The 15,247-nt window shown below is 72.4% G+C and carries 14 protein-coding genes and 1 pseudogene; 14 read left to right on the top strand and 1 reads right to left on the bottom strand.

Annotated elements, in window-relative coordinates:
* Positions 1 to 180: 180 nt before the first annotated feature.
* Positions 181 to 2,379 carry an elongation factor G-like protein EF-G2 gene (locus GL259_RS08615; protein WP_159530762.1) on the bottom strand — a complete coding sequence of 733 codons (2,199 nt, stop codon included), beginning with the start codon at positions 2,377 to 2,379 and terminating at the stop codon, positions 181 to 183.
* Positions 2,380 to 2,619: 240 nt separating this feature from the next.
* On the opposite strand from GL259_RS08615, the gene pgsA reads away from it, so the two are divergent.
* The 14 genes and pseudogenes from pgsA to GL259_RS08545 all read left to right on the top strand — a co-directional run bounded on the left by pgsA (position 2,620) and on the right by GL259_RS08545 (position 15,245).
* Positions 2,620 to 3,354 (top strand): phosphatidylinositol phosphate synthase, encoded by a 735-nt coding sequence (gene pgsA, locus GL259_RS08610; RefSeq protein ID WP_159530760.1) that lies wholly within the window; start codon positions 2,620 to 2,622, stop codon positions 3,352 to 3,354.
* On the top strand, positions 3,351 to 4,280 hold the full coding sequence (locus GL259_RS08605; RefSeq protein WP_159530758.1) for a phosphatidylinositol mannoside acyltransferase: 930 nt from the start codon (positions 3,351 to 3,353) through the stop codon (positions 4,278 to 4,280). Before pgsA ends, GL259_RS08605 begins: the two co-directional genes overlap by 4 nt.
* Positions 4,277 to 5,440: a glycosyltransferase family 4 protein gene (locus GL259_RS08600; protein WP_159530756.1), complete on the top strand. Its 1,164-nt coding sequence runs from the start codon at positions 4,277 to 4,279 to the stop codon at positions 5,438 to 5,440. The genes GL259_RS08605 and GL259_RS08600 overlap by 4 nt, the downstream gene beginning before the upstream one ends.
* 147 nt (positions 5,441 to 5,587) lie before the next feature.
* Positions 5,588 to 6,130 (top strand): hypothetical protein, encoded by a 543-nt coding sequence (locus GL259_RS08595; protein WP_159530754.1) that lies wholly within the window; start codon positions 5,588 to 5,590, stop codon positions 6,128 to 6,130.
* Between the two features lie 139 nt (positions 6,131 to 6,269).
* Complete coding sequence (gene pdxS, locus GL259_RS08590; RefSeq protein WP_093768304.1) at positions 6,270 to 7,181, top strand: pyridoxal 5'-phosphate synthase lyase subunit PdxS; 912 nt, start codon at positions 6,270 to 6,272, stop codon at positions 7,179 to 7,181.
* A 7-nt stretch (positions 7,182 to 7,188) separates the two neighbouring features.
* Positions 7,189 to 7,797: a pyridoxal 5'-phosphate synthase glutaminase subunit PdxT gene (gene pdxT / locus GL259_RS08585; protein WP_159530752.1), complete on the top strand. Its 609-nt coding sequence runs from the start codon at positions 7,189 to 7,191 to the stop codon at positions 7,795 to 7,797.
* A gap of 48 nt (positions 7,798 to 7,845) precedes the next feature.
* A complete protein-coding gene (locus GL259_RS08580; protein WP_159530750.1) occupies positions 7,846 to 8,598 on the top strand; it encodes a YebC/PmpR family DNA-binding transcriptional regulator in 753 nt (250 codons plus the stop codon).
* A gap of 129 nt (positions 8,599 to 8,727) precedes the next feature.
* A complete protein-coding gene (gene ruvC / locus GL259_RS08575; RefSeq protein WP_159530748.1) occupies positions 8,728 to 9,267 on the top strand; it encodes a crossover junction endodeoxyribonuclease RuvC in 540 nt (179 codons plus the stop codon).
* Positions 9,264 to 9,869, top strand: a complete 606-nt coding sequence (ruvA, locus tag GL259_RS08570) for a Holliday junction branch migration protein RuvA (protein ID WP_159530746.1) — start codon at positions 9,264 to 9,266, stop codon at positions 9,867 to 9,869. The genes ruvC and ruvA overlap by 4 nt, the downstream gene beginning before the upstream one ends.
* A 28-nt stretch (positions 9,870 to 9,897) precedes the next feature.
* Positions 9,898 to 10,991: pseudogene (gene ruvB, locus GL259_RS08565) on the top strand (Holliday junction branch migration DNA helicase RuvB).
* A gap of 165 nt (positions 10,992 to 11,156) precedes the next feature.
* Positions 11,157 to 11,645: a preprotein translocase subunit YajC gene (yajC, locus tag GL259_RS08560; protein ID WP_159530744.1), complete on the top strand. Its 489-nt coding sequence runs from the start codon at positions 11,157 to 11,159 to the stop codon at positions 11,643 to 11,645.
* Between the two features lie 132 nt (positions 11,646 to 11,777).
* Complete coding sequence (gene secD, locus GL259_RS08555; protein WP_159530742.1) at positions 11,778 to 13,586, top strand: protein translocase subunit SecD; 1,809 nt, start codon at positions 11,778 to 11,780, stop codon at positions 13,584 to 13,586.
* 1 nt (position 13,587) lies between these two features.
* Entirely contained in the window at positions 13,588 to 14,700 is a 1,113-nt protein-coding gene (secF, locus tag GL259_RS08550; protein ID WP_159530740.1) for a protein translocase subunit SecF, read from the top strand.
* Complete coding sequence (locus tag GL259_RS08545; RefSeq protein WP_159530738.1) at positions 14,697 to 15,245, top strand: adenine phosphoribosyltransferase; 549 nt, start codon at positions 14,697 to 14,699, stop codon at positions 15,243 to 15,245. The genes secF and GL259_RS08545 overlap by 4 nt, the downstream gene beginning before the upstream one ends.
* Positions 15,246 to 15,247: the final 2 nt, after the last annotated feature.

Genomic DNA, 15,247 nt, shown 5'->3' with positions numbered 1-15,247 from the left:
CCTGTTGATCAGGTCTTCAGCGTATCCGCAGCCCCCCGGCGTCCGTCGGCGGACGGCCGAAGCCGTCCGCCGGCAGGGAGCGAAGCGCTCCGAAGCCCCTGGGAAGCCCCGGGAAGCCCTCGGAGCGGGACCGGCGTGCGCGGGCGCCCGCGGGGAGTGGCCGCGGGCGCCCGGCGCCGGCTACGAGGCGGCGCGCGCCTCCTCGCGCACCCGTTCCGCGACCTGGGACGGCATCGGCTCGTGCCGCGCGTACCGGCGGCTGAAGCGGGCGGTGCCGTGCGACAGGGAGCGCAGGTCGACGGAGTACCGGCCGATCTCGATCTCCGGCACCTCGGCCTTGATCAGCGTGCGCCCGCCCGCCGACTGCTCGGTGCCGAGCACCCGGCCGCGCCGGCCGGACAGGTCGCTCATCACCGCGCCGACGTAGTCGTCGCCGACCAGGACGCTCACCTCGGCCACCGGCTCGAGGAGGTGGATCTTCGCGTCCGAGGCCGCCTCCCGCAGCGCGAGGGCACCGGCCGTCTGGAACGCGGCGTCGGAGGAGTCCACCGAGTGCGCCTTGCCGTCCAGCAGCGTCACCCGCACGTCGATCAGCGGGTGCCCCGCGGCGACCCCCTTGGCGGCCTGGGCCCGCACGCCCTTCTCGACCGACGGGATGAACTGCCGCGGCACGGCCCCGCCGACCACCTTGTCCACGAACTCGATGCCCGAGCCGCCCGGCAGCGGCTCCACCTCGATCTCGCAGATGGCGAACTGCCCGTGGCCGCCGGACTGCTTGACGTGCCGGCCGCGCCCGGCGGCCCTGCTCCCGAAGGTCTCCCTGAGCGGGACCCGGTGGGGCACGACGTCGACCTTGACGCCGTAGCGGCTGCGCAGCCGCTCCAGGGCCACGTCCGCGTGCGCCTCGCCCAGGCACCACAGGACCACCTGGTGGGTGTCCTGGTTCTGCTCCAGCCGCATCGTCGGGTCCTCGGCCACCAGCCGGGCCAGTCCCTGCGACAGCTTGTCCTCGTCGGGTTTGCTGTGCGCCTGGATGGCCAGCGGCAGCAGCGGGTCGGGCATCTCCCACGGCTCCATGAGCAGCGGGTCGTCCTTGGCGGACAGGGTGTCCCCGGTCTCCGCGCGGCTGAGCTTCGCCACACACGCGAGGTCGCCCGCGATGACGTGCGACACCGGCCGCTGCTGCTTGCCGAACGGCGTGGACAGGGCGCCGATCCGCTCGTCGACGTCGTGGTCCTCGTGGCCCCGGTCGGCCATTCCGTGCCCGGAGACGTGGACCGTCTGGTCGGCGCGCAGGGTGCCGGAGAAGACCCGGATCAGGGAGAGCCGGCCGACGTACGGGTCGGACGAGGTCTTCACGACCTCCGCGACCAGCGGCGCGTCGGGGTCGCACGGCTTCAGCTCGCGCGGCCGGCCGTCCACGGTGGTCACGCGCGGGGTGCCGTGCTCCAGCGGGGTCGGGAAGCCGCCCGTGATCAGCTCCAGGAGCTCGACCGTGCCGAGCCCCTGGCGGGCGCCCTCGGCCGCGGGGGCGGCGGCCAGGACGGGGAAGAACACCCCGCGCGCGACCGCCCGTTCCAGGTCCTCGACCAGCGTCTTGACGTCGACCTGCTCGCCGCCGAGGTAGCGGTCCATGAGGGTCTCGTCCTCGCTCTCGGCGATGATCCCCTCGATGAGCCGGCCGCGGGCCTCCTCCATCAGCGGCAGCTGGTCCTCGCCGGGCTCGGACTCCTTGCGCTCGCCGGTGGAGTAGTCGAACAGCTTCTGCGACAGCAGTCCGACCAGCCCCGTCACGGGCGCGTGCCCGTCGGGGCCCTCGGGGCCGCGCAGCGGCAGGTACAGCGGCAGCACGGCGTCGGGGTCGTCCCCGCCGAAGGCCTCCGCGCAGATCCGGGTCATCTCCTCGAAGTCCGCGCGGGCCGCCTCCAGGTGCGTGACGACGATGGCGCGCGGCATGCCGACCGCCGCGCACTCGTCCCACACCATCCGGGTCGAGCCGTCCACGCCGTCCGAGGCCGAGACGACGAAGAGGGCCGCGTCCGCCGCCCGCAGACCGGCCCTGAGCTCCCCGACGAAGTCGGCGTATCCGGGGGTGTCCAGGAGGTTGACCTTGATGCCGTCCCACTCGACCGGCACCAGCGAGAGCTGTACGGAGCGCTGCTGCCGGTGCTCGATGTCGTCGTAGTCGGAGACGGTGCCGCCGTCCTCCACGCGGCCCGCCCGGTTCACCGCCCCCGCGGTCAGCGCGAGAGCCTCCACCAGGGTGGTCTTGCCCGATCCGGAGTGGCCGACCAGCACCACATTCCGTACGGACGCGGGGTGGTCGGCCGCCTGTGCCCTGCCGGCGGCTCCGGGGTGTGTGTGCGCCTTGTCGCCCATGATCCTGCCTCCCGTGCACGGTGAGGTCGTTGTGGGCGCGGACCCGCGGAATCCGCGTGCGGTGCGGCTCCGGCGACGCCCGCGGTTCTTCGACCTTCCCACTCCCGTCACGGCACGTCCATACGAAGGACGCCGTCCCGTCGCCCGCCCCTGCTCGCGGGCTCGCGGGCCGCCGCCCCGGCGGCCCCGGCGCAGGCGCTCGGGTGCCCCGCCGCCGCCCGCCCGCGCGCGTGGCTACGATTGGGCCCGCCGGTGGCCAGCAGGGGCCACGCGGCCACACCGACCGTCGGGAAGGCCATGCTGAACAAGTACGCGCGTGCATTCTTCACGCGTGTCCTCACACCGTTCGCCGCGTTTCTCATCCGGCGGGGGGTCAGCCCCGACACGGTCACCCTCATCGGCACCGCGGGCGTGGTCGTGGGCGCGCTGGTCTTCTACCCCAGGGGCGAGTTCTTCTGGGGCACGGTCGTGATCACGCTGTTCGTGTTCTCCGACCTCGTCGACGGCAACATGGCCCGCCAGCTGGGCCGTTCCAGCCGCTGGGGCGCCTTCCTGGACTCCACCCTCGACCGGGTCGCCGACGGCGCGATCTTCGGCGGCTTCGCCCTGTGGTACGCGGGCGGCGGCGACGACAACGCCCTGTGCGCCGTCTCGATCTTCTGCCTGGCCAGCGGCCAGGTGGTGTCGTACACCAAGGCGCGTGGCGAGTCGATCGGCCTGCCGGTCGCCGTCAACGGGCTCGTCGAGCGCGCCGAACGGCTGGTGGTCTCGCTGGTCGCGGCCGGTCTCGCGGGCCTGCACGCGTTCGGCGTGCCCGGCATCCAGTACCTGTTGCCCGTCGCCCTGTGGATCGTCGCGGTCGGCAGCCTCGTCACGCTGATCCAGCGGGTCGTCACCGTGCGCCGGGAGTCCGCCGAGGCGGAGGCCGAGGCCGCGGACCGGCAGCGGGCCCGAGGCAGTGAGGCCGCCACGTGAGCGCCCGGGAGCGGCTGACCGACGCCCTGTACGGCGCCGGCTGGAGCACGGTGAAGAAGCTCCCGGAGCCGGTCGCCGTCCGGCTCGGCCGGACCATCGCCGACCTCGCCTGGAAGCAGCGCGGCAAGGGCGTGGAGCGCCTGGAGAGCAACTACGCGCGCGTGGTGCCGGACGCGGACCCCGCGCGGCTCGCCGAACTCTCGCGCGCGGGCATGCGGTCGTACCTGCGCTACTGGATGGAGTCCTTCCGGCTGCCCGCCTGGAGCGCCGAACGCATCGCGGACGGCTTCGCCCCCGAGGGCCTGCACCACCTGACCGACGGCATGGCGGCCGGCCGGGGCGTGGTCCTGGCGCTGCCGCACCTCGCCAACTGGGACCTCGCCGGGGCCTGGGTCACCACCAGGCTGGGCATCCCCTTCACCACCGTCGCCGAGCGCCTGAAGCCGGAGACGCTGTACGACCGGTTCGTCGCCTACCGCGAGGGCCTCGGCATGGAGGTGCTCCCGCACAACGGCGGCAGCGCCTTCGGCACGCTGGCCCGGCGGCTGCGCGACGGGGGACTGGTCTGCCTGGTCGCCGACCGGGACCTGTCCGCCTCCGGCGTCGAGGTCGACTTCTTCGGCGGGGCCGCCCGGATGCCGGCCGGCCCCGCCCTGCTCGCCCAGCAGACCGGTGCCCGGCTGCTGCCGGTGACGCTCTGGTACGACGACTCGCCCGTGATGCGGGGCCGGGTCCATCCGCCGGTCGAGGTCCCCGGATCGGGTACGCGGCCCGAGAAGACGTCCGTCATGACACAGGCACTGGCCGACGCCTTCGCCGCGGGGATCGCCGAGCACCCGGAGGACTGGCACATGCTGCAGCGCCTGTGGACCGAGGACCTCGACCCCGCGCGGGCCCCCGCGAAGGACCGGGAGGGGACCCCGTGAGGATCGGCATCGTCTGCCCGTACTCCTGGGACGTGCCGGGCGGCGTCCAGTTCCACATCCGTGACCTGGCCGAGTACTTCATCCGCCTCGGCCACGAGGTGTCCGTCCTCGCCCCGGCCGACGACGACACCCCGCTGCCGCCGTACGTCGTCTCCGCGGGCCGCGCGGTGCCGGTGCCGTACAACGGGTCGGTGGCCCGGCTCAACTTCGGCTTCCTGTCGGCCGCGCGGGTGCGGCGCTGGCTGCACGAGGGCGCCTTCGACGTCATCCACATCCACGAGCCGACCTCGCCCTCGCTCGGCCTGCTGGCCTGCTGGGCGGCCGAGGGGCCGATCGTCGCCACCTTCCACACGTCCAACCCGCGCTCCAGGGCCATGATCGCCGCGTACGCGATCCTGCAGGCCGCGCTGGAGAAGATCAGCGCCCGGATCGCGGTGAGCGAGTACGCCCGCCGGACCCTCGTCGAGCACCTGGGCGGGGACGCGGTGGTGATCCCGAACGGCGTCGACGTCGGCTTCTTCGCCGGGGCCGAGCCCCACCCGAAGTGGCAGGGCGACACCATCGGCTTCATCGGCCGGATCGACGAGCCCCGCAAGGGCCTGCCGGTGCTGATGAAGGCCCTGCCGAAGATCCTCGCCGCCCGCCCGGGGGCACGGCTGCTGGTCGCGGGCCGCGGCGACGAGAAGGAGGCCGTCGAGTCGCTGCCGCGGGAGCTGCACCCGCGCGTCGAGTTCCTCGGCATGATCAGCGACGAGGACAAGGCCCGCTTCCTGCGCAGCGTCGACCTGTACGTGGCGCCCAACACCGGCGGCGAGAGCTTCGGCATCGTCCTGGTCGAGGCCATGTCCGCGGGCGCTCCGGTGCTCGCCTCCGACCTGGACGCCTTCGCGCAGGTCCTCGACCAGGGGGCGGCGGGCGAGCTGTTCCCCAACGAGGACGCGGACGCGCTCGCCGAGGCCGCGGTGCGCCTCCTGGCGGACCCCGGGCGCCGCGCGGAGCTGCGCGCACGCGGCAGCGCCCACGTCCGCCGCTTCGACTGGTCCACCGTCGGCGCGGACATCCTGTCCGTCTACGAGACGGTGACGGCCGGAGCGGCGGCGGTGGCGGCGGACGACCGCACGACGGGCCTGCGGGCACGGTTCGGGCTGGCCCGGGACTGACGGCCGGGGAGGGGGACGGCCCCTCCGGAGGTCCCCCGCCCGTGTGGAGTCCCGGGGGACCGGGGACGGGGCCGTCCGGGCCGGAGGGGGTCCGGGGCGCGGCCCCAGGGACGGAACCCGCGGCCGGCGGTACTAGCCTTGCCGCCCGTGACCGCAACCCTCATCTGGATCCTCGTCGCCCTCGTCGCGATCGGCCTCTACCTGAGCTGGACGGCGGGGCGGCTGGACCGGCTGCACGCCCGTATCGACGCCGCCCGGGCCGCGCTCGACGCGCAGTTGCTGCGCCGCGCCTCCGTCGCCCAGGAACTGGCCACCTCCGGGGTGCTCGACCCGGCCGCCTCGATCGTGCTCTACGAGGCCGCGCACGCCGCGCGGCAGGCGGTGGAGGAGCAGCGCGAGGTCGCCGAGAGCGAACTGAGCCAGGCGCTGCGCGCGGTCTTCGCCGAGGCGCAGCAGGTGGACGTGGTCAGGGAGGCGCCCGGGGGAGAGGAGACGGCCCTGGAACTCGCCGAGGCGGTGCGCAGGGTGCCCATGGCCCGCCGTTTCCACAACGACGCCGTACGGGCCGCGCGGGCGCTGCGCCGGCACCGCAAGGTGCGCTGGTTCCGGCTGGCGGGACACGCGCCGTTCCCGATGGCCTTCGAGATGGACGACGAACCGCCGGCGGCCCTCATGGAGAGGGCGGCCTGAGGGCGGGATCCGGCCATCCGGAGAGCCGTCGCCGACCGAAAAGGATCCACCGCCTTCCCATTGGCCCTTGCTGTGGACTGGTCCGCTCGCGTTTCCTCGGTGCTGCAGAAACCCCCTTTCCCCCCCAGCGAGGTCATTCGTGTCCAGCACGCTCTCCGAAAACCAGGGTCCCGAGACCGGCACCGCGCGCGTGAAGCGCGGCATGGCCGAGCAGCTCAAGGGCGGCGTGATCATGGACGTCGTCACGCCGGAGCAGGCCAAGATCGCCGAGGACGCGGGCGCCGTCGCCGTCATGGCCCTGGAGCGGGTCCCGGCCGACATCCGCAAGGACGGCGGCGTGGCCCGCATGTCCGACCCGGACATGATCGAGGGCATCATCGACGCGGTCTCCATCCCCGTGATGGCCAAGTCCCGCATCGGCCACTTCGTCGAGGCGCAGGTGCTGCAGTCGCTCGGCGTCGACTACATCGACGAGTCCGAGGTCCTCACCCCGGCCGACGAGGTCAACCACTCCGACAAGTGGGCGTTCACCACCCCCTTCGTCTGCGGTGCGACCAACCTGGGCGAGGCCCTGCGCCGCATCGCCGAGGGCGCCGCCATGATCCGCTCCAAGGGCGAGGCCGGCACCGGCAACGTCGTCGAGGCCGTCCGCCACCTGCGCCAGATCAAGAACGAGATCGCCCGGCTGCGCGGCTACGACAACCACGAGCTGTACGCCGCCGCCAAGGAGCTGCGCGCCCCGTACGAGCTGGTCAAGGAGGTCGCCGAGCTCGGCAAGCTCCCGGTGGTGCTGTTCTCCGCCGGCGGCGTGGCCACCCCGGCCGACGCCGCGCTGATGCGCCAGCTCGGCGCCGAGGGCGTCTTCGTCGGCTCCGGCATCTTCAAGTCCGGCGACCCGGCCAAGCGCGCCGCCGCCATCGTCAAGGCGACCACCTTCTACGACGACCCGAAGATCATCGCGGACGCGTCCCGCAACCTCGGCGAGGCCATGGTCGGCATCAACTGCGACACCCTCCCCGAGGCCGAGCGCTACGCCAACCGCGGCTGGTAGTCCCCTCATGACCGAAGCACCCGTGATAGGCGTCCTGGCCCTCCAGGGCGACGTGCGGGAGCACCTCATCGCCCTGGCCGCGGCCGACGCCGTGGCCAGGCCGGTGCGGCGCCCCGAAGAACTCGCAGAGGTCGACGGCCTCGTCATCCCCGGCGGCGAGTCCACCACGATCTCCAAGCTGGCCGTCCTGTTCGGCCTGATGGAACCCCTCCGCGCGCGCGTGCGGGACGGCATGCCCGTCTACGGCACCTGCGCCGGCATGATCATGCTCGCCGACAAGATCCTCGACCCGCGCTCCGGGCAGGAGACCGTCGGCGGCATCGACATGATCGTGCGCCGCAACGCGTTCGGACGGCAGAACGAGTCCTTCGAGGCCGCGGTCGGCGTCAAGGGCGTCACCGGCGATCCGGTGGAGGGCGTCTTCATCCGCGCCCCCTGGGTCGAGTCCGTCGGCGCCGGGGCCGAGGTGCTCGCCGAGCACGACGGCCACATCGTCGCGGTCCGCCAGGGCAACGCGCTGGCCACGTCGTTCCACCCGGAACTGACCGGGGACCACCGCGTGCACGGCCTGTTCGTCGACATGGTGCAGGCGTGCCGGAGGGCCGAGTCCTTGTAGGATTCCTGCGTTCGTTGCAGAGATGGGTTACGCGAAGGAGACAGGCAGATGTCCGGCCACTCTAAATGGGCCACGACGAAGCACAAGAAGGCCGTGATCGATGCCAAGCGCGGCAAGCTCTTCGCGAAGCTGATCAAGAACATCGAGGTCGCGGCCCGGATGGGCGGCGCGGACCCCGAGGGCAACCCGACGCTGTACGACGCCATCCAGAAGGCCAAGAAGCAGTCGGTTCCGAACAAGAACATCGACTCCGCGGTCAAGCGCGGCGCGGGCCTCGAGGCCGGCGGCGCCGACTACGAGACGATCATGTACGAGGGCTACGGCCCGAACGGCGTCGCGGTGCTCATCGAGTGCCTCACCGACAACCGCAACCGCGCCGCCTCCGAGGTCCGCGTCGCCATGACCCGCAACGGCGGCTCCATGGCCGACCCGGGTTCGGTGTCGTACCTGTTCAACCGCAAGGGCGTGGTGATCGTCCCCAAGGGCGAGCTGACCGAGGACGACGTCCTCGGCGCCGTCCTGGACGCGGGCGCCGAGGAGGTCAACGACCTCGGCGAGTCCTTCGAGGTCATCAGCGAGCCGACCGACCTGGTCGCGGTCCGCACCGCCCTCCAGGACGCCGGCATCGACTACGAGTCCGCCGACGCCAACTTCGTGCCGACCATGCAGGTCGAGCTGGACGAGGAGGGCGCGAAGAAGATCTTCAAGCTCATCGACGCGCTGGAGGACAGCGACGACGTGCAGAACGTCTTCGCCAACTTCGACGTGAGCGACGAGATCATGGAGAAGGCCGGCGCGTAACGCCGCCGCGGGCGTCAGCCGGCTCGACGGGCCGACGGGGGCACACCCGTCGGCCCGTCGCTTTGCCCGCGCTGTCGGTGGCACCCGATAGCCTGCACAAACAGGCGATCGAAAAGGGAAGGGCCGGGCGTGCGCGTACTGGGGGTGGATCCGGGACTGACCCGGTGTGGCGTCGGCGTGGTCGAAGGTGTCGCCGGGCGGCCGCTCACCATGCTCGGGGTCGGCGTCGTCCGCACCCCGGCGGACGCCGACCTCGGCCGCCGTCTCGTCGTCCTCGAGCAGGGCCTCGAGCAGTGGCTGGACGAGCACCGGCCGGAGTACGTGGCCGTGGAGCGCGTCTTCAGCCAGCACAACGTCCGCACGGTCATGGGCACCGCCCAGGCCAGCGCCGTCGCCCTGCTGTGCGCCTCCCGCCGCGGCATCCCCGTCGCCCTGCACACGCCCAGCGAGGTCAAGGCCGCCGTCACCGGGTCCGGACGCGCCGACAAGGCGCAGGTCGGAGCCATGGTCACCCGTCTGCTGCGCCTGGCCGCGCCCCCGAAGCCCGCCGACGCGGCCGACGCGCTCGCCCTCGCCATCTGCCACATCTGGCGCGCTCCCGCGCAGAACCGCCTCCAGCAGGCGGTCGCGCTGCACGCCGCCCACGCACCGAAAGGCCGTACGACATGATCGCCTTCGTCAGCGGCACCGTCGCCGCCCTCGCCCCCGACACCGCGGTCGTCGAGGTCGGCGGCGTCGGCATGGCCGTCCAGTGCACGCCCAACACGCTGTCCACGCTCCGCGTCGGCCGGCCGGCCAGGCTCCACACGTCCCTCGTCGTGCGGGAGGACTCGCTGACCCTGTACGGCTTCGCGGACGACGACGAACGCCAGGTCTTCGAGCTGCTGCAGACCGCGAGCGGGGTGGGCCCGAGGCTCGCGCAGGCGATGCTCGCCGTGCACACCCCCGACGCGCTGCGCCGAGCCGTGTCCACGGGAGACGAGAAGGCCCTCACCGCCGTCCCCGGCATCGGCAAGAAGGGCGCCCAGAAGCTGCTCCTGGAGCTGAAGGACCGCCTGGGCGAGCCGGTCGGCGCACCGGCCGTCGGGGTTCCCGCCGCCGCCGGCTGGCGGGACCAGCTGCACGCCGCCCTGATCGGCCTCGGGTACGCCACCCGGGAGGCCGACGAGGCGGTGGCCGCCGTGGCCCCCCGGGCCGAGGCCGCCGGGGGCACGCCCCAGGTGGGCCAGCTGCTGAAGGCGGCCCTGCAGACGCTGAACCGCGCCCGATAGCCCGTACGGAGAGCTGAGGCATACGCACATGAACTGGGACGACACGACCGACACCCCCGCGGCCGAGCGGCCCGTCGGCCCCGCCGCGGAGCGGCTGGTGGGATCTGTCGCCGACGGTGAGGACCAGGCCGTCGAGGCCGCCCTGCGCCCCAAGGACCTGGGCGAGTTCATCGGCCAGGAGAAGGTCCGCGAACAGCTCGACCTCGTGCTGCGCGCCGCCCGCGCGCGGGGCGCCACCGCCGACCACGTGCTGCTCTCCGGTGCCCCGGCCTCGGCAAGACCACCCTCTCGATGATCATCGCCGCCGAGATGGGCGCCCCCATCCGCATCACCTCCGGCCCCGCCATCCAGCACGCCGGCGACCTCGCGGCGATCCTCTCCTCCCTCCAGGAGGGCGAGGTCCTCTTCCTCGACGAGATCCACCGCATGTCCCGGCCCGCCGAGGAGATGCTCTACATGGCGATGGAGGACTTCCGGGTCGACGTCATCGTCGGCAAGGGCCCCGGCGCCACCGCCATCCCCCTCGAGCTGCCCCCCTTCACCCTGGTCGGCGCCACCACCCGCGCGGGCCTGCTGCCGCCCCCGCTGCGCGACCGCTTCGGCTTCACCGCGCACATGGAGTTCTACGAGCCCGCCGAACTGGAGCGGGTCGTCCACCGCTCGGCGGCCCTGCTCGACGTCGAGATCGACACCGAGGGCGCCGCCGAGATCGCCGGCCGCTCCCGCGGCACGCCCCGCATCGCCAACCGCCTGCTGCGCCGCGTCCGTGACTACGCGCAGGTCAAGGCGGACGGCCTGATCACCAGGGAGATCGCCGCGGCGGCCCTCGCGGTCTACGAGGTCGACGCCCGCGGACTGGACCGGCTCGACCGCGCGGTGCTCCAGGCCCTGCTCAAGCTGTTCGGCGGCGGCCCCGTCGGCCTGTCCACGCTCGCTGTCGCGGTCGGGGAGGAGCGTGAGACCGTGGAGGAGGTGGCCGAGCCCTTCCTCGTGCGGGAGGGACTGCTCGCCCGCACCCCGCGCGGGCGGGTCGCCACCCCCGCGGCATGGGCGCATCTCGGCCTCACCCCGCCCCGCTCACAGGCCCCCGGAAACGGACAAGGAGACCTGTTCGGGGCGTGACGGCGAGCACGGTGGCCCGGGCAGGAACCCGGGTGCCATGCTGAGCGTTGTTCCCTGCGCGCGGACTCGCTTAGACTCCGCCGATGCCGCCGTTGTCGGCGGCATCACATACCCCCAACCAACAGGCCGTTCACCATCGCGGTCGTGTGAAGGAAGTTCCGACCCGTGAGTCTCCTGACCCTCCTCCCGTTCATTGTGCTCATCGGGGCCATGTTCCTGATGACCCGGTCGGCCAAGAAGAAGCAGCAAGAGGCCATCGAGATGCGGAACCAGATGCAGCCCGGTTCCGGCGTCCGCACCATCGGGGGCATGTACGCCACGGTCAAGGAGGTCAACGAGGACACGGTCCTCCTCGACGCCGGACCGGGTGTGGAGCTGATGTTCGCCAAGAACGCGATCGGTGCCGTGCTGAGCGACGACGAGTACAACCGCATCGTCCACGGCATCGAACACGACCTGAAGTCCGACGCCGACACCGTCCCCGACGACGCCTCCTCCCTCACCGAGGCCGACGGGTCCTCCGACGCTGCCGCCCCCGACGACAAGCCCGTCGACCTCGGCAAGAAGGACGCGGCCGACGAGCCGGCCGACGCCGACGACGCGAAGGCGGACGACCAGCCGCAGAAGACCGACGGCGACTCCGGGGCGAAGTAGTCGTCTCCCCGGGCGCACGGGCCGGACCCGCGCGCCCCGGGACGCGACCGGCTCGCACGGAATCCCGACACCATGTCATGGCCGCCCGCCCGTCGACCGGGCACGAAGCGGCCCGAGAGGGAGTACGAGAAGGTGGCCACAGCCAAAAAGGGACGGAACGCGAGCGCCCAGAGCAAGCCTGGGCGCTCGCTGGCCCTGATCCTGATCGCCATCGTGGCGCTCACCGGGGGCATGTTCGCCTCCGGGCACACCACTCCGCGTCTCGGTATCGACCTGGCCGGCGGCACGAGCATCACGCTCGCGGCGGTACCGGAGGCCGGCCAGGAGTCCGCGATCAACAAGACCAACATGGACACCGCGGTCTCCATCATGGAGCGGCGTGTCAACGGTCTTGGCGTCTCCGAGGCCGAGGTCCAGACGCAGGGCACCCGCAACATCATCGTCAACATTCCCAAGGGCACGAACTCCGAACAGGCCCGGGAACAGGTCGGCACCACCGCCAAGCTCTACTTCCGCCCGGTCGTCGCCACCGAACTCGCCGGCGGCGGGGCCGCCCCCACGCCGAGCGCCTCCGGGAACGCCTCGGGCGAGGACGCCGACAAGGCGACCGACAAGGCCACGGACAAGGCCACGGACAAGGCGACCGACGGCTCGTCCCCGTCCGCCTCCGCCAGCCCGTCGGCGAGCTCCACCACCCAGGGCCGCGCGCTCACCGACGCCCTGAAGGCCGACGAGACGCCCTCCGCCTCCGCGAGCGCTTCCGCCGAGGGCGGGGCCAGCCCCTCCCCGTCCGCGACCGGCGGCACCTCCGGGGACGCGGACGGCAAGCTCCAGGCCCAGTACGCCGCGCTCGACTGCACCAAGGAGACCGTCCGCGCCAAGGCCGGTGACGGTGCCAAGGCCACCGAGTCGACCGTCGCCTGCGGCCAGAACTCCCAGGGCCAGTGGCAGAAGTACATCCTCGGTCCCGCCGCCGTCGACGGCACGGACGTCGACGAGGCCCAGGCGGTCCTGAACACGCAGACCGGCGCCGGCTGGACCGTCACGATGGACTTCACGGACGGGGGCGCCAAGAAGTTCGCCGACATCACCGGCCAGCTGGCCCAGAAGCAGTCCCCGCAGAACCAGTTCGCCATCGTCCTGGACGGCGAGGTCGTCTCCGACCCCTACGTCAGCCAGGCCCTGACCGGCGGCAACGCGGAGATCTCCGGCAACTTCACCCAGCAGTCGGCCCAGGAACTGGCCAACATGCTCTCCTACGGCGCCCTGCCGCTGACCTTCCGCGAGGACAGCGTCACCACCGTCACCGCCGCGCTCGGCGGTGAGCAGCTGCAGGCCGGCCTGATCGCCGGCGCCATCGGCCTCGCCCTGGTCATCCTGTACCTGCTGTTCTACTACCGCGGCCTGTCCTTCATCGCGGTCCTGTCGCTGCTGGTGTCCGCCGCCCTGACCTACGTGATCATGTCGCTGCTCGGCCCGACCATCGGCTTCGCGCTGAACCTGCCGGCCGTGTGCGGCGCCATCGTCGCCATCGGCATCACGGCGGACTCGTTCATCGTCTACTTCGAACGGGTCCGGGACGAGATCCGCGAGGGCCGCACCCTGCGCCCCGCCGTGGAGCGGGCCTGGCCGCGCGCCCGGCGCACCATCCTGGTCTCCGACTTCGTGTCGTTCCTCGCCGCCGCGGTGCTCTTCATCGTCACCGTCGGCAAGGTCCAGGGCTTCGCGTTCACGCTCGGCCTGACCACCGTGCTCGACGTCGTGGTGGTGTTCCTCTTCACCAAGCCGCTGCTGACGCTGATGGCCCGCCGGAAGTTCTTCGCGAGCGGCCACAAGTGGTCCGGCCTCGACCCGAAGGCCCTGGGCGCCAAGCCTCCGCTGCGCCGCACCCGCCGTCCCGTCCATTCGGCCGCCGGCCCCGTCGAGACGAAGGAGGCCTGAGATGTCGAAGCTCGGCACCCTCGGCGCCCGACTGCACCACGGCGAGGTCGGCTACGACTTCGTCAAGAACCGCAAGATCTGGTACGGCATCTCGATACTGATCACCATCACGGCCATCGTCGGCCTGGCGGTGCGCGGCCTGCACATGGGCATCGAGTTCCAGGGCGGGGCGGTCTTCACCACGCCGAAGAACATGAGCGTCTCGGTCGCCACGGCCGAGGAGTACGCGGAGGACGCCTCCGGTCACGACGCCATCGTCCAGAAGCTCGGTGACGGCAGCCTGCGCATCCAGGTCGCGGGCATCGACACCGGCACCTCGGACAAGATCGAGGACAGGCTCGCCGAGGACCTCGGGGTCGACGCGGAGGAGATCAACGCCGAACTGGTCGGCCCCAGCTGGGGCGAGCAGATCGCCAACAAGGCCTGGCAGGGCCTCGGCATCTTCCTCGTCCTGGTCGTGATCTACCTGGCGATCGCCTTCGAGTGGCGCATGGCGCTCGCCGCGTTCGTCGCCCTGATCCACGACATCACCATCACCGTCGGCATCTACGCCCTCGTCGGCTTCGAGGTCACGCCGGGCACGGTGATCGGTCTGCTGACCATCCTCGGCTACTCGCTCTACGACACGGTCGTCGTCTTCGACAGCCTCAAGGAACAGACCAGGGACATCACCAAGCAGACCCGCTGGACCTACAGCGAGATCGCCAACCGCTCCATCAACAGCACCCTGGTGCGCTCCGTCAACACCACGGTGGTGGCGCTGCTGCCGGTGGCGGGCCTGCTGTTCATCGGCGGCGGTGTCCTCGGCGCCGGCATGCTGAACGACATCTCGCTGTCGCTGTTCGTCGGCCTCGCCGCCGGTGCGTACTCCTCGATCTTCATCGCCACCCCGCTCGTCGCCGACCTCAAGGAGCGCGAGCCGGCGATGAAGTCCCTCAAGAAGCGCGTCCTGGCCAAGCGGGCCCAGGGCGCGACCGCGGACGAGGCCGAGGACACCCGGGTCACCGACGACACGTACGACGACGAAGAGGCCGCCCCCGCCGTCGTCGGCCCGCGCGACCAGCCCGCGTCGCGCGGCCGCGGCCGCGGCCGGACCCCGGGGAAGCGCCGATGACCGATCTCGCAGACATCTCGTCGCTGCTGCTCAGCCGCATCCGGGACGTGGCGGACTACCCGGAGCCGGGCGTGATGTTCAAGGACATCACCCCGCTCCTGGCGGACCCGCCGGCGTTCGCCGCGCTCACCGACGCCCTGGCCGGGATCGCCGAGCGCACCGGTGCCACGAAGGTCGTCGGACTGGAGGCCCGGGGCTTCATCCTCGCCGCCCCGGTCGCCGTCCGCGCGGGCCTCGGCTTCATCCCCGTGCGCAAGGCGGGCAAGCTCCCCGGAGCCACCCTCAGCCAGGCGTACGACCTGGAGTACGGCTCCGCCGAGATCGAGGTGCACGCGGAGGACCTCAGCGGGGACGACCGCGTCCTGGTGATCGACGACGTCCTCGCCACCGGCGGCACCGCCGAGGCGTCGCTCCAGCTCATCCGCAGGGCGGGCGCCGAGGTCGCGGGCCTCGCCGTGCTGATGGAGCTCGGCTTCCTCGGGGGCCGCGCCCGGCTGGAGCCGGCCCTGACCGGTGCACCGCTGGAGGCGCTGCTCGTCGTCTGACC

The organism is Streptomyces sp. Tu 3180 (assembly GCF_009852415.1).
In the GTDB taxonomy this organism is placed as follows: Bacteria; Actinomycetota; Actinomycetes; order Streptomycetales; family Streptomycetaceae; genus Streptomyces.
The sequence above is the reverse complement of the archived record's forward strand: the minus strand, read 5'-3'. Positions and strand labels throughout refer to the sequence as shown.